Source organism: Allobosea sp. 117, assembly GCF_000702305.1.
In the GTDB taxonomy this organism is placed as follows: domain Bacteria; phylum Pseudomonadota; class Alphaproteobacteria; order Rhizobiales; family Xanthobacteraceae; genus Ancylobacter.
The window spans coordinates 244,955-263,641 of the sequence record NZ_JNLC01000011.1 but is presented as its reverse complement, the minus strand read 5'-3'; the positions used below and the strand labels follow the sequence as shown (position 1 = coordinate 263,641).

Annotated in this window: 18 protein-coding genes; 7 read left to right on the top strand and 11 right to left on the bottom strand. The window is 69.3% G+C overall.

Features of this window, described 5'->3' with window-relative positions; all coding sequences use genetic code 11:
* Position 1: 1 nt before the first annotated feature.
* Positions 2–595, bottom strand: a complete 594-nt coding sequence (locus U742_RS0107940) for a cyclic nucleotide-binding domain-containing protein (protein WP_081852887.1) — start codon at positions 593–595, stop codon at positions 2–4.
* A 46-nt stretch (positions 596–641) separates the two neighbouring features.
* On the bottom strand, positions 642–1,328 hold the full coding sequence (locus tag U742_RS0107935) for a response regulator transcription factor (protein WP_029351786.1): 687 nt from the start codon (positions 1,326–1,328) through the stop codon (positions 642–644).
* A gap of 169 nt (positions 1,329–1,497) precedes the next feature.
* On the opposite strand from U742_RS0107935, the gene U742_RS0107930 reads away from it, so the two are divergent.
* Positions 1,498–2,064: a L,D-transpeptidase family protein gene (locus U742_RS0107930; protein WP_248310304.1), complete on the top strand. Its 567-nt coding sequence runs from the start codon at positions 1,498–1,500 to the stop codon at positions 2,062–2,064.
* Between the two features lie 7 nt (positions 2,065–2,071).
* Here U742_RS0107930 and U742_RS0107925 read toward each other — a convergent pair whose 3' ends face one another.
* Entirely contained in the window at positions 2,072–2,734 is a 663-nt protein-coding gene (locus tag U742_RS0107925) for a YggS family pyridoxal phosphate-dependent enzyme (RefSeq protein WP_029351782.1), read from the bottom strand.
* 48 nt (positions 2,735–2,782) lie between these two features.
* On the opposite strand from U742_RS0107925, the gene U742_RS0107920 reads away from it, so the two are divergent.
* From U742_RS0107920 to holA, 5 genes are all read left to right on the top strand, one after another.
* Positions 2,783–3,193 carry a VOC family protein gene (locus U742_RS0107920; RefSeq protein WP_029351780.1) on the top strand — a complete coding sequence of 137 codons (411 nt, stop codon included), beginning with the start codon at positions 2,783–2,785 and terminating at the stop codon, positions 3,191–3,193.
* 181 nt (positions 3,194–3,374) lie between these two features.
* On the top strand, positions 3,375–5,048 hold the full coding sequence (locus tag U742_RS0107915) for a sensor domain-containing diguanylate cyclase (protein ID WP_029351779.1): 1,674 nt from the start codon (positions 3,375–3,377) through the stop codon (positions 5,046–5,048).
* 101 nt (positions 5,049–5,149) lie between these two features.
* Positions 5,150–7,771 carry a leucine--tRNA ligase gene (gene leuS / locus U742_RS0107910; RefSeq protein ID WP_029351776.1) on the top strand — a complete coding sequence of 874 codons (2,622 nt, stop codon included), beginning with the start codon at positions 5,150–5,152 and terminating at the stop codon, positions 7,769–7,771.
* Entirely contained in the window at positions 7,758–8,321 is a 564-nt protein-coding gene (locus U742_RS0107905; protein WP_038360886.1) for a hypothetical protein, read from the top strand. The genes leuS and U742_RS0107905 overlap by 14 nt, the downstream gene beginning before the upstream one ends.
* 31 nt (positions 8,322–8,352) lie before the next feature.
* The gene (gene holA / locus U742_RS0107900; protein WP_029351773.1) at positions 8,353–9,378 is read left to right on the top strand and encodes a DNA polymerase III subunit delta; all 1,026 of its coding nucleotides are present in this window, start codon (positions 8,353–8,355) and stop codon (positions 9,376–9,378) included.
* A 134-nt stretch (positions 9,379–9,512) separates the two neighbouring features.
* Here the strand turns inward: holA and U742_RS0107895 are convergent, their stop codons facing one another.
* From U742_RS0107895 to mnmE, 6 genes are read right to left on the bottom strand one after another with little or no spacing between them, the layout of a single operon-like run.
* Positions 9,513–10,403: a ParB/RepB/Spo0J family partition protein gene (locus tag U742_RS0107895; RefSeq protein WP_029351772.1), complete on the bottom strand. Its 891-nt coding sequence runs from the start codon at positions 10,401–10,403 to the stop codon at positions 9,513–9,515.
* Positions 10,404–10,419: 16 nt separating this feature from the next.
* A complete protein-coding gene (locus tag U742_RS0107890) occupies positions 10,420–11,274 on the bottom strand; it encodes a ParA family protein (RefSeq protein ID WP_029351769.1) in 855 nt (284 codons plus the stop codon).
* Positions 11,275–11,302: 28 nt separating this feature from the next.
* The gene (gene rsmG, locus U742_RS0107885) at positions 11,303–11,962 is read right to left on the bottom strand and encodes a 16S rRNA (guanine(527)-N(7))-methyltransferase RsmG (protein ID WP_029351767.1); all 660 of its coding nucleotides are present in this window, start codon (positions 11,960–11,962) and stop codon (positions 11,303–11,305) included.
* Positions 11,963–12,010: 48 nt separating this feature from the next.
* A complete protein-coding gene (gene mnmG, locus U742_RS0107880; protein WP_029351765.1) occupies positions 12,011–13,873 on the bottom strand; it encodes a tRNA uridine-5-carboxymethylaminomethyl(34) synthesis enzyme MnmG in 1,863 nt (620 codons plus the stop codon).
* A gap of 29 nt (positions 13,874–13,902) precedes the next feature.
* Positions 13,903–14,064, bottom strand: a complete 162-nt coding sequence (locus tag U742_RS23165; protein WP_156034165.1) for a hypothetical protein — start codon at positions 14,062–14,064, stop codon at positions 13,903–13,905.
* Positions 14,065–14,119: 55 nt separating this feature from the next.
* On the bottom strand, positions 14,120–15,496 hold the full coding sequence (gene mnmE / locus U742_RS0107870) for a tRNA uridine-5-carboxymethylaminomethyl(34) synthesis GTPase MnmE (RefSeq protein ID WP_029351763.1): 1,377 nt from the start codon (positions 15,494–15,496) through the stop codon (positions 14,120–14,122).
* Positions 15,497–15,570: 74 nt separating this feature from the next.
* Between mnmE and U742_RS0107865 the strand changes: the two genes are divergently transcribed.
* Positions 15,571–17,610, top strand: a complete 2,040-nt coding sequence (locus tag U742_RS0107865) for a thioredoxin domain-containing protein (protein WP_029351761.1) — start codon at positions 15,571–15,573, stop codon at positions 17,608–17,610.
* Between the two features lie 142 nt (positions 17,611–17,752).
* Here the strand turns inward: U742_RS0107865 and U742_RS0107860 are convergent, their stop codons facing one another.
* Together U742_RS0107860 and U742_RS0107855 are read right to left on the bottom strand one after the other, a co-directional pair.
* A complete protein-coding gene (locus U742_RS0107860) occupies positions 17,753–18,124 on the bottom strand; it encodes a hypothetical protein (RefSeq protein ID WP_029351759.1) in 372 nt (123 codons plus the stop codon).
* A 50-nt stretch (positions 18,125–18,174) separates the two neighbouring features.
* Positions 18,175–18,546, bottom strand: coding sequence for a hypothetical protein (locus U742_RS0107855; protein ID WP_248310303.1), 372 nt, complete (start codon positions 18,544–18,546; stop codon positions 18,175–18,177).
* Between the last annotated feature and the right edge of the window lie 141 nt (positions 18,547–18,687).

Below are 18,687 nucleotides of genomic sequence, written 5' to 3'. Positions count from 1 at the left end.
TTCAGCCCGAATTCGTCTCGTCCGGCGTATCGCTCTCGCCCTCGGGGCCGGCATCCGCGTCAGGATCGGCGGGGGAATCCGGTTCCGGCTCGTCCCCGCTCTCCTCCGGCAGCCGGCGCGCCACCGGCTCGATCGATTCGAACTGCATGCGCACGCGGCCGAGATCGTCCAGCGTGGTGGTCAGCCGCTCGCTGAGCGTGCGGGCAAGCCGCAGCGCGACGTCCGGATAGCTTTCCACCGTCCGCATGAAGATGCTGCGCGGGATGCGCAGCACGCTCGACACCTCGGTCGCCGTCGCGGTGGCGGGACGCTGCGTCTGGGTGATCAGCGCCATCTCGCCGAGCAGCGTGCCCGGCCCGACATTCACCGCCCGCGGCTGGCCCGCCTCGGGCGGCATGTCCTCACGGGTGAGGGCGAAATTGCCGCTCACCACCACATAGGCCGAATCCGCCTCCTGCCCCTCGCGGAACAGGATGTCGCCGCCGCGCACCACCCGGCTCTCCGCGCCGATGGCGATGATACGCAGCGCCTCGAGCCCGAGCATCTTCAGCGTCGGGACGCGATCGAGCAGCGCGATATCGTCTTCGATGGACATGGGCACGGGCGGCTATGCGGGACATGGCGAATCATTCGCCATGCCGTCAGGGTAGCAGTTTGTAGCCGCCCGCCTCCGTCGCGAGGAGATTGGGATGGGAGGGATCCTTCTCGATCTTCTGCCGCAGCCGGTAGATATGGGTCTCCAGCGTATGGGTGGTGACGCCGGAATTATAGCCCCATACTTCCTGCAGCAGGATTTCGCGCGCCACCGGTTTCTTCCCGGCCCGGTAGAGATAGCGCAGGATCGCCGTTTCCTTCTCGGTGAGGCGGATCTTCGAGTTGCGCTCGGTCACCAGCATCTTGGCGCCCGGCCGGAAGGTGTAGGGGCCGATGGTGAACACCGCGTCCTCGCTCGCCTCGTGCGAGCGCATCTGGGCGCGGATGCGCGCCAGCAGCACCGCGAAGCGGAACGGCTTCGTCACATAGTCGTTCGCGCCGGCATCGAGACCCATGATGGTGTCGCTGTCGGTGTCGTGCCCGGTCAGCATGATCACCGGCGCCTTGAACCCGGCCTCGCGCATGGTGCGCACCGCGTCGCGCCCGTCGATGTCGGGCAGGCCGACATCCATCAGCACGAGATCGATGCGGCTGCCGGCGACCTCGTCGATCGCCGCCCGCGCCGTCGGCGCCGATACCGTCTCGAACTCGTCGAGCAGGTCGAGCTGCTCGACCAGCGCCTCGCGCAGTTCATCGTCGTCGTCGACGACCAGAATCCGTTGGGCGTTCGCCATATGTATCGTCCTGAACCTAACTCTACTTTCCGAAAGGCGCCCCGGCGCTGATATAGGATCACATCCGCACCCTTGCCGCAGTAGGCAAGGCAAGCCCTTCCGGCAAGCACCACGCACCGGCGGCACGCGCCGATGCGGGAGTCGTGACGTGATCGTGAACGCAAAACGCGTGAATAAGAAGCCCCCCGCCTCCGATCGGTCCGGCCGGCACCGCCCGGCTCCCGGCTTCGCGCGTGTGGTGCGGCGCCCCGGCGAGCGGCATCGCGGCCTTCTCCTGTGGCGCGGGCGGGCGATTCCGGTGGCGATCGGCCGGTCCGGCATCCGTGCCGGCAAGCGCGAGGGCGACGGCGCCACGCCGGCCGGCGTCTGGCACGCGGTGGCGGTGCGCTGGCGCGCCGATCACGGTCACAGGCCCGTCGCCGCGCTTCCGGCCCGCCGCACGCGGGCCGATGACGGCTGGTGCGACGACCCGGCCGACCGGCGCTACAACCGCGCCGTCACGCTGCCCTTCCCCGCCTCGCATGAACGCATGTGGCGCCCGGACGGGCTCTACGACCTCGTCGTGGTGCTCGACCACAACACCCGGCCGCGCAAGGCGCGCGGCGGCTCCGCCGTGTTCCTGCACATCGCCCGGGCCGGCTTCGGGCCGACCGAGGGCTGCGTCGCCTTCCGCCCGGCCGATCTGCGCCGCCTTCTGAGGGAGATCGGGCCGCGCACACCGATCCGCTTCGGCTGAGACGAAATCAGCGCGTGCCGAAGATGGCGCTGCCGACCCGCACATGGGTGGCGCCGAGCGCGATGGCGGTCTCGTAATCCCCGCTCATGCCCATGGAGAGCGTCGCCAGCCCGTGCTTCTTCGCGATCTTGGCCAGCAGCGCGAAATGCGGCGCGGCCGGCTCGTCGGCGGGAGGAATGCACATCAGCCCCTCGACAGCGAGCTTGTGGACGTCGCGGCAGGCGTCGATGAAGGCGTCGGCCTCCAGCGGCGCGATCCCCGCCTTCTGCGGCTCCTCGCCGGTGTTCACCTGTATGAGCAGGCGCGGCGACGGCCGGTCCGATTTCGCGATCTCCTTCGCCAGCGCCTCGGCAAGCGAGGGGCGGTCGAGCGTGTGGATGACGTCGAACAGGCCGAGCGCCTCGCGCACCTTGTTGGTCTGCAGCGGCCCGATGAGATGCAGCTCGACCCCCGGCCAGGCCTCCTTCAGCGCCGGCCATTTCGCCTTCGCCTCCTGCACCCGGTTCTCGCCGAACAGGCGCTGGCCGGCGGCGAGAGCCGGGGTAATGTGCTCGGCCTCGAAGGTCTTCGAGACTGCGACGAGCTCGACCGAGCCGGCCGGCCGGCCGGCGTCGCGGCAGGCCCGGGCGATGCGCTCGCGCACCTCGGCGAGACGTTCGGTGACGCTCATCGACGATTCCTGAGGACGTGTGGAACGATGCGGAGGCAATGGAAAGCAATGGAGCTGCTTGTCAATATCGACGTCCCGGATTTCGAGGCGGCGCGCCGCTTCTATCTCGCGGCCTTCCCCTTCACCGAAGGCCGCCGCTTCGGCGAAGGCGGGCTGGAGCTTCTCGGTGCGTCGGCGCGGGTCTATCTGCTGGTGAAGCCGGCCGGATCGAGGGCAACGCCCGGCGGCGAAGCGGTGCGCAGTTATGACCGGCATTGGACGCCCGTGCATCTCGACCTTGTGGTCGAGGATGTGGAGGCGGCGCTCGCGCGGGCGCTTGAGGCCGGTGCTATTCTGGAATCGCCGCTGCGCCGCGAAGTCTGGGGCAGCATCGCCGGATTGGCCGATCCCTTCGGCAACGGCTTCTGCCTCATCGCGTTCACGGCGGCGGGTTATGATGCGGTTGCATCGGGCGCCTGATAAGAATGCGTTAACCACATGATCGGAAACCGGCGGAACGCGGGCCGGCGGAGCAAGCGGGTGCCGCGACGATCTCGGTTTCCTAACGGAAGCTATAAGAAGCTATAAGAAGATCTCCATGCGGCGGGAGCAGGCGAGCGACGCTGCACACAGCCCCTGAACGGTCCGAGGGTTCTGCGAAGTGAAGGAGTCGGGCAGCCGCATCGCGGACGCGGCCTTCCTGGGCAAGGGACGGCGTGTCAGCCTGCGCACGCGGCTGATCGTCCTGGTTGCGCTCGGCATGATCCTGCTGGTCGGCGAGCGGGCCGCCAGCCTGTGGTCGGAGCGCGGCGAGCGGCTCGAGCTGGCCCGCCAGCATGTCATCGAGCTCACCGACCGGGGCGTGTCGCAATATCGGCAGACGCTCGGCACGGTGCGCGGCGTCCTTCAGGCGCTCACGCCCGATGTGGGGGACTTCCTCACCCGGCCCGATAGCTGCGGGCGGCTGGAGCAGGTCACCGAGCTCACCTCGGAGATCGGCTCGCTCAGCGTGACCGACGCCGACGGCATCGTCGTCTGCTCCACCAATCCGGCGGCGCAGATGCTCGACCTGTCCGACCGCGAATATGTCCGCATCGCCCAGCGCGGCATCTTCGTGCTGTCGAGCGTCGTGCACAACCGGCTCACCGGCGCGCCGAGCGTGCTCGCGGTGCAGCCCGCGGTGAACGATGAGGGCGATATCGAAGGCCTGCTGATCGCCCGCGTCGAGCTGGAGCTTCTCTTCCCGCTCACGGCGATCTCCGAGATCGATCTCGACGCCGCCGTGCTCATGCTCGATCCCGAAGGGACGCTGCTGATGGCCGACAAGGCCTCGAGCGCGATGGTCGGACGCAACCTGAGCGGCACGCCGCTGGGCGCCGCCATGCTCGGCCGCTCGGCCGGCAGCTTCACCGCCGTCGGGCCCGACGGCGAGACCCGCATCTTCGGCTTCACCCGGCTGCCGGAGGACAATCTGCGCCTCGCCGTCGGCATCGACGCGGCGCAGACCAAGGCGCAGATCGAACGCGCCACCTGGCGCGCGGCGGTATTCTTCCTCGCCGCCTGCTCGCTCATCTTCATCGGCCTGTGGCTCGCCGGCGAGCGGCTGGTGGTGCAGCCGATCCGGTATTTCGCGGAGCGGCTGGCGAGCTTCGGCAGCGAGCGCCCCGATACCGGGCCTTCGCCCGCCAAGGCCAACCGCATCGTCGAGCTGGAGCCTCTGGTCGACGCCTTCACGGCGATGGAGCGCCAGCTCAACCAGCGCGAGAGCGCGCTGCGCGCCGCCAACCGGCGGCTCGACACGCTGGCGAGCCGCGATCCGCTGACCGGCGTGCCGAACCGGCGCGCCTTCGACCGCGCGCTGGACGATCGCTGGCGCGACGTCTCCGGCACGCTCGCCTTGCTGATGGTCGACGTCGACAGCTTCAAGCAGTTCAACGACCGCTACGGTCATGGCGAGGGCGATGCCTGCCTGCGCCGCGTCGCCTCGGCGCTCGCCGCCTCCGTGCGCTCCGGCGACATCGTGGCGCGCATCGGCGGCGAGGAATTCGCGGTGCTGATGCCCGGCGCCGACGTCAACGTCGCCTCCGACGTCGCCAACCGGCTCAGGGTGACGATCGAGAACCTCGACATCCGCCACGAGGACAACGCGCAGGGCCGCGTCACGGTGAGCATCGGCTATGCCGCCTGCTCGCCCTCCGACGCCGCGCTGCACCGCCTCGACCTGATGCAGGCGGCCGATACCGGGCTCTACGCGGCCAAGGCGGCCGGCCGCAACGCCGCCCGCGCCGGCACGGTGACGCCCGGCCACAACGTTCCCCGCCGCAGCGCCGGCTGAGCCCCGCAGCGCGACAGGGGTGGGCGAAGGTTGACCCGGCGCGCAACTTCATGCCCTAGTCCGCCGCGACAACGGCCGCCGACGAGACGTCTATCCACGCCATGACCACCGAACGCTACAATGCCCGCGACGCCGAGCCGCGCTGGCAGAAGATCTGGGACGAGCGCGGCATCTTCCGCACGCGCAACGACGACCCGCGCCCCAAATATTACGTGCTGGAGATGTTCCCCTATCCGTCGGGGCGCATCCATATCGGCCATGGCCGCAACTATGTGATGGGCGACGTCGTCGCGCGCTTCAAGCGCATGAAGGGCTTCAACGTCCTTCACCCGATGGGCTGGGACGCCTTCGGCCTGCCGGCCGAGAATGCCGCCATCGAGCGCAACACCCATCCCGGCGTGTGGACCTACGAGAACATCGCCACCATGCGCGAGCAGCTCAAGCTGCTCGGCCTGTCGCTCGACTGGTCGCGCGAGATCGCCACCTGCGATCCCTCCTATTACGGCGAGCAGCAGCGCATCTTCCTGAAATTCCTGGAAGCCGGCCTCGTCGACCGCAAGGAGAGCGAGGTCAACTGGGACCCGGTCGACCACACCGTGCTCGCCAATGAGCAGGTGATCGACGGGCGCGGCTGGCGCTCCGGCGCCCTCGTCGAGCGGCGCAAGCTGAACCAGTGGTTCTTCCGCATCACCGCCCTGGCGCAGGAACTGCTCGACGGCCTCGACACGCTGGAGCGCTGGCCGGACAAGGTGCGGCTGATGCAGCGCAACTGGATTGGCCGCTCCGAGGGCCTGCATGTGCGCTTCGCGATCGCCGATGCGCCGGAAGGTCTGCCCTCCGAGATCAAGGTCTACACCACCCGCCCCGACACGCTGTTCGGCGCCTCCTTCATCGCGCTCTCGCCCGGCCACCCGCTCGCCGAGACGCTCGGCGCGCGCGACGGCGATCTCAGGGCCTTCATCGAGGAATGCCGCCGCGGCGGCACCTCGACCGCCGAGATCGAGACCCAGGAGAAGATGGGCTTCGACACCGGTCTTCGCGTCCGCCATCCGCTCGGCGGCCCGGATCTGCCGGTCTATGTGGCCAATTTCGTGCTGATGGAATACGGCACCGGCGCCATCTTCGGCTGCCCGGCGCATGACCAGCGCGACCTCGACTTCGCCCGCAAATACGGCCTGCCGGTCACCCCGGTGGTGCTGCCGCCGGGCGCGGACCCGGCCGTCTTCGCGGTCGGCGACGTCGCCTATGACGGCGAGGGCACGCTCTACCATTCCGGCTTCCTCGACGGGCTCTCCATTCCCGACGCCAAGGAGGCGGTGGCCGCCCGGCTCGAGGGCGAGACGCTTGCCGGCGCGCCGGTCGGCGAGCGGGCGGTGAATTTCCGCCTGCGCGACTGGGGCATTTCGCGCCAGCGCTACTGGGGCTGTCCGATCCCGGTGATCCACTGCGCCGCCTGCGGCGCCGTGCCGGTGCCGGAGGATCAGCTCCCCGTGCGGCTGCCGGAGGATGTCACCTTCGACCAGCCGGGCAATCCGCTCGACCGGCACCCGACCTGGAAGCACGTCGCCTGCCCGCGCTGCGGCCAGCCGGCGACGCGCGAGACCGACACCATGGACACCTTCGTGGATTCGTCCTGGTATTTCGCCCGCTTCGCCTCCGAGCCCGGCGCCGCGCCGCTGCAGAAGGGCGCCACCGACCACTGGCTCCCCGTCGATCAGTATATCGGCGGCATCGAGCACGCGATCCTGCACCTGCTCTATTCGCGCTTCTTCATCCGCGCGCTGAAGACGCTCGGCCTCGTCTCCGTCGAGGAGCCCTTCGCCGGGCTGTTCACGCAAGGCATGATCGTCCACGAGACCTACAAGGACGCAGCCGACCGCTGGCTGTTCCCCGAGGAAGTCGAGAAGCGCCCCGACGGCAGCTCCGTGCGGCTCGGCACCGACGAGCCGGTGACGATCGGCGCGCCGGAGAAGATGTCGAAGTCGAAGAAGAACGTGGTGCCGCCGGAGATCGTCGCCGACACCTATGGCGTCGACTGCGCGCGCTGGTTCATGCTCTCCGACACGCCGCCCGAGCGCGACCGTGAATGGACCAGCGCCGGCATCGAGGGCGCGTGGCGCTTCCAGCAGCGCATCTGGCGCCTCATCGGAGAGGCGCTGGCGATCGCCCCCGCGCCGGTTGCCCGGCCGGACCGGTTCGGCCCCGAATCGACGGCGCTGCGCCGTGCCGCCCATGGCCTCGCCGCCGATGTGGAGGCCGACATCGACCGCCTGCACTTCAACAAGGCGGTGTCGCGCGTGCACAGCTTCGTCACCGTCTTCGCGGACGCGCTGACCGCCGCCAGAGCCGGCACGTCGGCGCCGAACGTTGCACCGGACTTCGCCTTCGCGGTGCGCGAGGCGGCGCGTTTTCTCACCCTGGCCATCACCCCGATGCTGCCGCATCTCGCCGAGGAATGCTGGGCGTCGCTGGGCGAGAACAGTCTTGCGGCGCAGGCGGCCTGGCCCGAGATCGAGCCTGGCCTCCTCGTCGAGGACACCGTTACGCTGCCGATTCAGATCAACGGCAAGCGCCGCGCCGACATCACCGTGCCGGTCGCCGCGAGCCCGGCCGAGGTCGAGGACGCGGTGCTGGCGCTCGATGTCGTCGTGAAGGCCCTCGACGGGCGCCCGCCGAAGCGTATCATCGTGGTTCCGCAGAGGATCGTGAATGTCGTCGCCTGATCGCACGCTCTCCCGCCGCCTGTTCGGTCTCGCCTGCGCTGGTCTTCTCGCGCTGTCGACGGCCGGATGCTTCCAGCCCATGTATGCCCAGTCGACGCCGGGCGGCGGCAGCCAGCTTCGCACCGAACTCGCCGACATCGAGGTGCTGTTTGTCGGCGGGCGGGTCGGCAACGAGGTGCGCAACGACCTGATCTTCGCGCTCACCGGCGGCGCCGGCAATCCGTCCGGCGTGCCCTACCAGCTCGTCATGCAGGTGACCGAGAGCAAGCAGGCGGCGATCGTCGATTCGGTCTCCGGCCTCTCCGAGGTCGGCCTCGTCACCGTCAGCGCCTGGTGGCAGCTCTATGAGGTCGCCGCCCCCGGCAAGGAGCGCAAGCAGCTCGCCGGTGGCTCGGCCTTCGGCAAGGCCTCGCTCGACGCCGGCTATCAGCGCTTCGCCCGCGATCGCGCGATCCGCGACGCGCAGAACCGCTCCGCCACCGTGGTTGCGGACCAGATCCGTACCCAGCTCTCCTCCTATTTCGTGCAGAAGAGCGCTCCCAAGAGCTGATGGCAGCGAGCTGATGGCAACGGGCTGAGGGATGGTCGCGGTCCGGCCAGGCGATGTCGACGCCGCGCTTTCGCGCATCGATCCGCTGCGGCCGGTGCTGCTGCTGTTCGGGCCGGATAGCGGGCTGGTGCGCGAGCGCGCCCGCACCTTCCTGGACAAGGCGATGACCGGCTCGACCGATCCGTTCGGCCTCATCCGCCTCGACGGCGACGAGATCGCCTCCGCCCCGGCCCGGCTGATCGAGGAGGCCGCCACGGTCGCCCTGTTCGGCGGCCGCCGCGTGGTCTCGCTGCGCGCCGGCTCGAAGAATCTGGTGCCGGCGGTCGAAATGCTGCTGAAATCACCGCCCGAGGAGGCGGTGGTCGTCATCGAGGCCGGCGACCTCAAGCGCGGCGCCCCGCTGCGCAATCTCTGCGAGGCCTCGCCGCATGCGCTGGCGATTGCCTGCTATGCCGACACCGAGCGCGACATCGCCCGCCTGATCGACACCATGATGGCGGAGGCCGGCCTCTCCATCGACCGCGACGCCCGGGCCGAACTCGCCGGCCTGCTCGGCGGCGACCGGCTGGCCTCGCGCGGGGAGATCGCCAAACTCATCCTCTATGCGACCGGCGAGGCCCGCGTGACCGGCGAGCATGTGCGCGCCATCGTCGGCGACGCCTCCAGTCTCGCGCTGGACGAGATCTCCGACGCCGCGCTGGCCGGCGCCTCGCCGGAAATGGCCGGCGCCTTCGCCAAGGCGCTCGCCGAGGGCATGCGCCCGGATGTGGTGCTCGGCGCCGTGGCGCGCGCCGGACAGGCGCTGCACCTGCTCCGCCTCTCGGTCGAATCCGGCGTCAGCGCGGACCGCGCCATCGAGGGCGCGCGGCCGGCCATCCATTTCCGCCGCAAGCCGCTGGTCGAAAGAGCGCTGCGGGCCTGGACCGCGCGGCGCCTCACCACCGCGCTGCTGGCGCTGGACGACGCGCTGCTCGGGGCTCGCCGCAACGCGACCCTCGGCCCCGCCATCGCCGAGCGCGCTCTGTTCCAGCTCGCCTCGCAGGCACGCCGAGGCTGATCGGTGCCGATCCTTATCATTACGGAAGCGAATCGACGCGTTAACCCCGGCCTGCTCATGCAACAGGGTAAATGCAACACGCCGCCGGCGATTTACCGACGCCGTTAACCGGTTAACTTAATTGACCAGACCGGTTAACCGGCGAGACGGCGGCACACCTCGTCGAGCTGGTCGAGCGAGCTGTAGCGGATGCGGATCTCTCCGCCCTGCCCCTCGTGCCGGAGGCTGACCGCAAGGCCCAGCGCGTCGGAAAGGCGGCGCTCCAGCGCCCGCGTATCGGCATCGAGCTCGGGCCGCGGCTTGCGGGCCGGCTTGCCGGCTGCCTCCGCCTTGGCGACGGTGAGCTCCTGCGCCAGTTGTTCGACCGCGCGCACATTCATGCCCTGCTCGACGATGGCCCGCGCCAGCGTCTCGGGGTCGTCCTGCGTCAGCAGCGCCCGCGCATGCCCGGCCGAGAGCCGGCCATCGGCGAGATAGGCCTTCACCGGCTCCGGCAGCTTGAGCAGCCGCATGGTGTTGGCGACATGCGAGCGGCTCTTGCCGATGATCCGCGCCACCTCGTGCTGCGAATAGCCGAACTGGTCGGCGAGCGACTGATAGCCGGCCGCCTCTTCCAGCGGATTGAGGTCGGCGCGCTGGACGTTCTCGATGATGGCGATCTCAAGCGCCTCGCGGTCGCTGACCTCGACGACGACGATCGGCACCTCGTGCAGGCCGGCGCGCTGCGCCGCCCGCCAGCGCCGCTCGCCCGCGACGATCTCGAACGCATCCGCCGCGCCGGACACCGTGCGCACCACGATCGGCTGGATGATGCCGCGCTCGCGGATCGAATCGGCAAGCTCGGCGAGTTCCTCCTCGCCGAAGCTGCGGCGCGGATTGCGCGGGTTCGCACGCAGGAACGCGACCGGCACGCGGCGCTGGCCGGCGCGCGGCGCGCGTTCGGGCGCCGCGTTCTCCTGGCCGACATCACCGATCAGCGCCGCAAGGCCGCGTCCCAATCGCGAGCGTCCGCCATCTTCCGCCATGGCCATCGGTTGCTCCTCAAGCTGCCCGCAGCGCGCGCTCGCGCTGGATTATTTCGGATGCGAGACGGATATAGGCCTGCGAGCCCGTGCATTTCAGGTCATACAGCAGCGCCGGCTTTCCATAGGACGGCGCCTCGGAGACCCGAACATTGCGCGGTATGATGGTCTGGTAGACCTTCTCGCCCATGAACTGCCGCACATCGGCAACCACCTGGGTCGACAGGTTGTTCCGCGCGTCGAACATGGTGAGCACCACCCCATGGATGGTGAGGCCCGGATTGAGCGTCGAGCGCACCTGCTCGACCGTCTTCAGCAACTGCGAGAGCCCTTCCAGTGCAAAGAACTCGCATTGCAGCGGCACTAGGATCGCGTCCGCCGCAGCCATCGCGTTGATGGTGATGAGGTTCAGCGAGGGCGGGCAGTCGATCAACACGTAATCGAAGCTCTCGACCGGTTGTTCCGGCACCGAACCAACAGGGTTGATCGCGCGGACGGCATTGCGCAGCCGGAAGGCGCGGTCGCGCGCCGGCGCGATCTCCAACTCCAGCCCCGACAAATCCATGGTCGACGGCACGATGGACAGCCGCGGCACCGCGGTTGGTAGCACCGCCTCCCGCATCGAGGCTTCGCCGATCAGCACATCATAGGTCGAAAGGCGCCGGCTGCGCTGGTCGATGCCCAGCCCCGTCGAGGCGTTGCCTTGCGGGTCGAGGTCGACGATCAGCACACGCTCGCCCACCGCGGCCAGCGCCGTGCCGAGATTGATGGCGGTCGTCGTCTTGCCGACCCCGCCCTTCTGGTTGGCGAGCGCCAGCACGCGCGGCGCGCCCTTCGCCCGAGGAGGCTGCTCCGTGGATACCTGCTCGCTCATGGCCGTAGCCCTGGCTCCATGACCTTTCTCACGACGCTTCCGAGACCAGAGGCTCGGCCTGTTCGACGATGAGAATGCGACCGCCCTTATCCGTGCGGCTCGGAATGACCGACGCCTTGAATCTCCAAGATTTAGATGCTTCGGTCAATTCGTTATCAACATCTTGTCCCTTCAGGAACAGCCCGCGTGCGCCCTGCGCAAGCAGCGGATGGGCGAGAACGAGCAGTTTCGGCAATGGTGCAAGCGCGCGGGCCGATACGATCTCGACACCGGCCGCGATCTTCGGCGCCGCCTGCTCGATCCGCGCTGGCAGCACGGTCGCCGGCAGCTCCGCGATGCGGGCCGCCTCGCGCAGGAAGGCGGCCTTGCGCGTGTCGCTCTCGATCAGAGTGATGTCGGCATCCGGCCGTTCGGCGAGCGCCGCCGCGACCACCAGCCCCGGAAACCCGCCGCCCGAGCCGAGATCGACCCAGCGCACCGCATCCCCGGCGAGCGGCACGAGCTGCAGCGAATCCGCGATATGCCGCGTCCAGATGGTCGGAAGCGTCGCCGGCGCGACGAGGTTGATCGTCCGCTGCCACTTCTCGAGCAGCGCCACGATCGCAACGAGCCGGTCCTCTGTTTCACGTGAAACAGGGGTCAGCGCGAGCGCCCGGGCACGGTCCGACGAATCAAAAGCGGAGATCATGCCAACTTATAGCGCAGCCGGCCGTCGACGGCAGCGTTCGCCGCACGATCAGGCGCGCAGACGCCGCGCATGGGCGGCCAGCAGCGCGAGCGCCGCCGGCGTCATGCCGTCAATGCGGCCGGCATGGCCAATGGTACGGGGGCGAATCGATTCCAGCTTCGCCTTGAGCTCGTTGGAGATCCCCGCGAGCTCCCGATAGTCCAGCGCGTCCGGAAGCGACGCCGATTCCTCGCGGCGGAAGGAGGCGATGTCGGCCTCTTGGCGATGAAGATAGACGGCATATTTGGCGTCGATCTCCACCTGTTCGCCGATCTTGGGGCTAATCGCGGCGGCCTCCGGCCAGATGCGCGCGATCACCGCCCAGTCGATGGCCGGATAGGAGAGCAGGTCGAAGGCGCTGCGGCGCTGCCCATCCCGATTCAGAACGAGTCCGAATCGATCTCCTTCCGTCGGCGTAATGGCGACCGAGCGCGCCCATGCCCGCGCGCTTTCCAGCGCTTCGATCCTGTCCTGGAACAGAGCCGCCCGTGCCGCGCCCACACAGCCGAGCACCACGCCTTTCGCCGTCAGCCGCTGATCGGCATTGTCGGCGCGCAGCGAGAGACGGTACTCGGCGCGCGAGGTGAACATGCGGTAGGGCTCGCTCACGCCGCGCGTGACGAGGTCGTCAATCATCACCCCGATATACGCCTCGGCGCGGTCGAAGGTGATGCCATCCGCGCCACCCGCCCGCCGCGCGGCGTTGAGCCCGGCCACCAGGCCCTGCGCCGCCGCCTCCTCGTAGCCGGTGGTGCCGTTGATCTGCCCGGCCAGGAACAGGCCCGGAACGCGCTTCGCCTCCAGCGTCGGCTCCAGCTCGCGCGGATCGACGTGGTCATATTCGATGGCATAGCCTGGCCGCAGCATCGCCACCTTCTCCAAGCCGGGAATGGTGGCGAGCAGAGCGCGCTGCACGTCCTCGGGCAGCGAGGTGGAGATGCCATTCGGATAGACGGTCGGGTCGTCGAGCCCCTCCGGCTCCAGGAAGATCTGATGCCCGTCGCGCTCCCCGAAGCGCACGATCTTGTCCTCGATCGAGGGGCAATAGCGCGGCCCAACGCTCCGGATACTGCCGGAATACATCGCGGAGCGGTCGATATTGGCGCGGATCACCTCATGCGTCGCCGCCGTGGTGCGGGTGATACCGCAGGCGACCTGCGGGTTGGCGATTGCCTCGGTGAGCGCCGAGAACGGCTCCGGCGGGTCGTCGCCCTCCTGCATTTCGAGGCTCGCCCAATCGATGGTGCGACCGTCGAGCCGCGGCGGCGTGCCGGTCTTCAGCCGCCCGAGCGCGAGGCCGAGCCGCGCGAGCGTACCGGAAAGGCCGAGCGCCGGCTTCTCGCCCATGCGGCCGGCCGGCATCTGCCGGTCGCCGATATGGATGAGTCCATTGAGGAAGGTGCCCGTGGTGAGCACCACCGCCCCGGCCCGCAGCACGCGCCCGTCGGCGAGCCGCACGCCGGCGACGCGGCCATCGGCGATGACGAGATCGTCCGCCTCCCCCTCGACCACGGAAAGTTCCGGCTGCGAATCGATCGCGGCCTGCATCGCGGCCGCATAGAGCTTGCGGTCCGCCTGCGCCCGCGGCCCGCGCACCGCCGGGCCCTTGCGGCGGTTCAGCACACGGAACTGGATGCCGCCGGCATCGGCCACCCGGCCCATCAGCCCGTCCAGCGCATCGATCTCGCGCACCAGATGGCCCTTGCCGAGTCCGCCGATCGCCGGGTTGCACGACATCGCGCCGATGGTCGCGCGCGCATGGGTGAGCAGCGCCGTGCGCGCGCCGAGACGGGCCGCGGCGGCTGCGGCTTCGGTACCGGCATGCCCGCCGCCGACCACGACGACGTCGAAGCGCTGAAGTTCCTGATCCATCATTTCCGTCCGTGCGGCGCAGCGGCCGCTCAACTGCGCTCGTCGAACCGCGTTTCGCCGCTGGCGTCAAGCCGCACGGCATCATCGGCCCGGTCAGCCTGCGTCACAAATCCGTCGGGCATGGTGCGCGCGAGGTGATTCACGTGAAACATCTTCGCCCTCATCCGCCGCAGCACCGAGAACTGTTTCACGTGAAACGGCGTCGTCGGGGGGAGGCGCGGGCGCGCGCCCGGACGGGGTCCGCCGTCACTTGCCGATGCAGAACTCACGGAACACGACGTCCAGCAGATCCTCGATATCGATGCGGCCGGTGAGTCGCCCGAGCTCGACAGCCGCGCGCCGCAGCTCCTCGGCGATCAGCTCGTCGTCGAGACCGTCCCATCCGGCGAGCAGCGGATCGAGAAGGCGTGCCACCTCGCCGGCTGCCGCCCGGTGCCGCGCGCGGATCAGCGCCGGATGCTCGCCCCCGCCGAGCCGGGTGCCAAGCCATTCCGCCAGCGAATCCATCAGCGCGTCGAGCCCCGCGCCGGTCCGCGCCGAGACGGCAAGCACGTGTTCGGCCCAGCTCACCGGAGCCCCGGCAAAGGGTCCCGCCGCGTCGGTCTTGTTGGCGACCAACCACATCGCGGCGCCCGCGCCGGCGGCGATCGCCGGCATAGCGGACGGCGCCGGGCCGGACGCGGCGTCGTGCACCCACAGCACGAGGTCCGCCGACGCGATGCGGGCAAGCGCGCGACGGATGCCCTCCGCTTCGACCGTGCCGGCGCCGCTTTCGCGCAGGCCGGCGGTATCGATCAACACCGCCTTCTGACCGCGCAGATCAAGCCCGACCTCGATGACGTCGCGCGTGGTGCCCGGCTCGTCCGAGACGATGGCGACGTCGCGCGCCGCAAGCGCGTTCATCAGCGACGACTTGCCGGCATTCGGCCGGCCGGCGATGGCAATGGTCGCGCCCTCGCGCACCAGCTCGCCGCGCCGGTCCGCGAGGGCGACGGCGAGCTCGGTCGCGAGCGCCTCCAGTTCCGGCTTCGCGGCGGCGCGGGTCTCGCGCGGCACGTCCTCCTCCTCGGCGAAATCGATGCCCGCCTCGATCAGCGCCATCGCCCGCACGAGCCGGCCCCGCCAGGCTTCGACGCGTGTGCCGAGATGGCCGAAGGCATGGGCAGCGGCGAGGCGCCGCTGGCCTTCGGTCTCGGCCCCGATCAGATCGGCGAGACCCTCGACCTCGGTGAGGTCCATACGCCCGTTGAGGAAGGCGCGGCGGGTGAACTCGCCGGGTTCGGCCGGCCGCACGCCCGGCACGGCGGCGAGAGCCGCGAGCACCGCCACCACCACGGCGCGCCCGCCATGCACCTGGAACTCGGCCATGTCCTCGCCAGTCGCACTGCCGGGTCCCGGCAGCCACAGCACCAGCGCCCGGTCGAGCAGGCCGGCGTCGACCGGGTGGCGCAGCGTCGCGAGGCTCGCGCGGCGCGGCTCCGGCAGCCCCCCGGTGAGGGCCAGCACGGCCTCGCCCGCCTGCGGACCCGACAGGCGGATGACCGCGACCGCCGCCGGCCCGGCACCGCTCGACACCGCCGCGATGGTGTCGGGGCCCACCCCGGCAGGGGAACCCTCGCGCATAGCGCCGCTTTCCCTATATCCGCTCAACGTCCCGCCCTATGCTGCGTATCCGTACGCCGCCCACGGAGTTGCCCGTGCCGAACCGTCTCGCCGATGCCGCCAGCCCCTATCTGCTCCAGCACAAGGACAACCCCGTCGACTGGTGGCCTTGGGGGCCGGAAGCGCTGGAGGCGGCGCGCGCCAGCGGCCGGCCCATCCTGCTCTCCATCGGCTATGCCGCCTGCCACTGGTGCCACGTCATGGCGCATGAGAGCTTCGAGGACGAGGCGACCGCGGCGGTGATGAACGAGCTTTTCGTGAACATCAAGGTCGACCGCGAGGAACGGCCCGACATCGATCAGATCTACATGTCGGCGCTGCAGCAGCTCGGCGCGCAGGGCGGCTGGCCGCTGACCATGTTTCTTAGCCCCGATGGCACGCCGTTCTGGGGCGGCACCTATTTCCCGAAGGAGGCCCGCTACGGCCAGCCGGCCTTCACCGACGTGCTGCGCACAATGTCCGGTGCGTATGCCTCCAGCGACCCGCGCATCGCCTCCAACCGCGAGGCGATCATGGCGCGGATTTCTGCCAAGGCGCGGCCGGCGGGAAAGGTTACGGTCGGCCTCAACGAACTCGACGATGTCGCCTCGCGCATTCTTGGCATCATGGATCCCGAGCATGGCGGGCTGAAGGGCGCGCCGAAATTCCCCAACACGCCGTTCCTCGAACTGCTGTGGCGCGGCTATGAGCGCACCGGGCGCGAGCGGCTGCGCGACGCCGCGCTGCATGCGCTCCATGCCATGAGCGAGGGCGGCATCTACGACCATATCGGCGGCGGCTATTCGCGCTATTCGGTCGACGATCACTGGCTGGTGCCGCATTTCGAGAAGATGCTCTACGACAATGCCCAGCTCCTCGAGCTGCTGGCGCTGGCCTTTTCCGAGACGCACGATCCCCTGTTCCGCGCCCGAGCCGAGGAGACCGTCGGCTGGCTGCTACGCGAAATGGTGACACCGGAAGGCGCCTTCGCCGCCAGCCTCGACGCCGATTCGGAAGGCCACGAGGGCCGCTATTACGTCTGGACGCTGAAGGACCTGCTCGCCGCGCTCGGAAGCGAGGATGCGGAATTCTTCGCGCGGCACTACGACATCACGCCCTTCGGCAATTGGGAGGGCGTTTCGATCCCGAATCGGTTGAAGGCACCGGAGACCTTCGGCGCGGACGATGTCCGTCTCGCCGTGCTGCGCGACAAGCTGCTCGCAGTGCGCCAAAAGCGCGTTCCGCCGGGCCGCGATGACAAGGTGCTGGCCGACTGGAACGGGCTGATGATCGCCGCTCTCGCCGATGCGAGCCTGCGGCTCGACCGCCCGGAATGGCTGGAGCCGGCCATCCGCGCCTTCCGTTTCATCACCGAATCGATGACGCGTGGCGCGAACGGCGAACGTCTCGGCCACAGCTACCGCGACGGGCGGCTGATCTTCCCCGGCCTCTCTTCCGACTACGCCGCCATGGCGCGGGCCGCGCTCGCCCTTCATCAGGCGACCGGCGAGACCGCCTATATCGACCGCGCCACGACCTGGATGCGCGCGCTCGGCGCGCATCACGGCAACGAGAACGGCGGCTACTACCTCACCGCCGACGACGCCGAGGGCCTGATCCTGCGTCCCGACGCGACGGCCGACGACGCCGTGACCAATCCGAACGCGCTCGCCGCCCGCAATCTCGTCCGACTGGCGGCGCTGACCGGCGACGATGCCTGGCGCGTTCGAGCCGACCGGCTGTTCGACGGGCTGCTGCCGCTGGCGGCGCCGACGCTCTACAGCCATGCCGGCCTGCTCAACGCGCTGGACACGCGCCTGCGGGCGGCGGAGATCGTCATCGTGGGTGCGGATAGCGACGCGACACGCAAACTCGCGGACGCCGCGTTCAAGCTGCCGCACCTCGACGCGACTGTCCTACGGGTCGAGGACGGCGAGACTTTGCCGGCCGGTCATCCCGCCCGTGCCAAGGCGCTCGCCACGAACGGTCCCGCCGCCTTCGTCTGTGCCGGCGCGGTCTGCTCGCTTCCCGTTACGGATACGAATCGACTACTGGAAACGCTCGGGAACCTCGCCGGACGGAAGGCCGCCTCCTGATCTGCCGGTCTGTCGACAAGCCTGTGGATAAGTTAGCGCCGGGAACGCCCGATTCAACCACGAGCCCACAAACGGCTCCAGGTGTCGCAGGAATGGTTTCGGGTATGAAACATCGTCCCGAACCCCAAATCGCCGTCCTGAGTCAAATCTGGGGATCGGATTTTTCTAGGTGTGTACGGCGTGATTGCATCCTTTGCGTGTAAATCCGCCTCATGACGAGGGCGATCGTCGGCGGAGCGAGAAAGCAGGCCGTCGCCGCGAGACCGAATTGCAGCACTCCCACGATACCGAGATCAGCGGTCGTCGACAGCTCGCGCAGCGTGTCGCCCAGCTCGGCCCAGATCCCGGCAGCCATCATGATGACCAGCGGCAGCACGAGCAGCGCCAGCCACCAGCGCAGCGCGCCCAGCAGCAGGCTGGCGAATACCACCGCGCCGAGCGTCAGCCACACATCAGCCGGGTCCGCCTGGATCTCGACCGCGGCCTGCGCCGCCAGCCGGGTCGGCACCAGCACGAATGGCAGGACGACGCAGGAAAGGCGGGCGGCCGTCGATCCCGCCCCGTTCAGCGGCGCATCTCCCGCCGGCCCATCCAGCTCTGGGCGATCATGAGCGGGGCGACAACGGCGATCGCAATGCACAGGTCCGCTTCCATCAGATAGTCGAGCCCGAGCTCGTCGCGGATCACCGCGCTGACCGTCGGGTCGACGAGATGGCCGATGAAGATGGACGCCCCGAGCGCCAACGGTAGCCAGACGAGAAGCGGCAGCCACCAGCGGCGATACGCCATCACCCAGCTCAACGCAGCGACGAAAACGACGCCGAGCATCAGCGCCCCGCGCGCTGGCTCGTGATCCGCGATCGACGATGCCGCCGCCGGCAGGCTCGTCACCAGCCACGCGAACGCCACCACCAACATGGACCTCAAAGCCGACATCCCCGCCTCCCCGGAGCCCGACCGCCGCGACGCGGTGCCCGCTTTCGAGTCATGCCGCATCGCGTGCAGATTGTCCGGATGTCGCGCCATGCGCAAGAGGCGGTATCATGTAGCGGTGTTACGATGACCGCAAAACGCAGA

Coding starts and splice junctions, on each gene's coding strand:
- mnmE (WP_029351763.1), bottom strand. CDS start 15,496: ATGCGCGAGGGTTCCCCTGCCGGGGTGGGCCCCGACACCATCGCGGCG.
- U742_RS0107940 (WP_081852887.1), bottom strand. CDS start 595: ATGTCCATCGAAGACGATATCGCGCTGCTCGATCGCGTCCCGACGCTG.
- U742_RS0107855 (WP_248310303.1), bottom strand. CDS start 18,546: ATGTCGGCTTTGAGGTCCATGTTGGTGGTGGCGTTCGCGTGGCTGGTG.
- U742_RS0107925 (WP_029351782.1), bottom strand. CDS start 2,734: ATGAGCGTCACCGAACGTCTCGCCGAGGTGCGCGAGCGCATCGCCCGG.
- U742_RS0107905 (WP_038360886.1), top strand. CDS start 7,758: ATGTCGTCGCCTGATCGCACGCTCTCCCGCCGCCTGTTCGGTCTCGCC.
- leuS (WP_029351776.1), top strand. CDS start 5,150: ATGACCACCGAACGCTACAATGCCCGCGACGCCGAGCCGCGCTGGCAG.
- U742_RS0107890 (WP_029351769.1), bottom strand. CDS start 11,274: ATGAGCGAGCAGGTATCCACGGAGCAGCCTCCTCGGGCGAAGGGCGCG.
- mnmG (WP_029351765.1), bottom strand. CDS start 13,873: ATGGATCAGGAACTTCAGCGCTTCGACGTCGTCGTGGTCGGCGGCGGG.
- U742_RS0107935 (WP_029351786.1), bottom strand. CDS start 1,328: ATGGCGAACGCCCAACGGATTCTGGTCGTCGACGACGACGATGAACTG.
- U742_RS0107895 (WP_029351772.1), bottom strand. CDS start 10,403: ATGGCGGAAGATGGCGGACGCTCGCGATTGGGACGCGGCCTTGCGGCG.
- holA (WP_029351773.1), top strand. CDS start 8,353: ATGGTCGCGGTCCGGCCAGGCGATGTCGACGCCGCGCTTTCGCGCATC.
- U742_RS0107920 (WP_029351780.1), top strand. CDS start 2,783: ATGGAGCTGCTTGTCAATATCGACGTCCCGGATTTCGAGGCGGCGCGC.
- rsmG (WP_029351767.1), bottom strand. CDS start 11,962: ATGATCTCCGCTTTTGATTCGTCGGACCGTGCCCGGGCGCTCGCGCTG.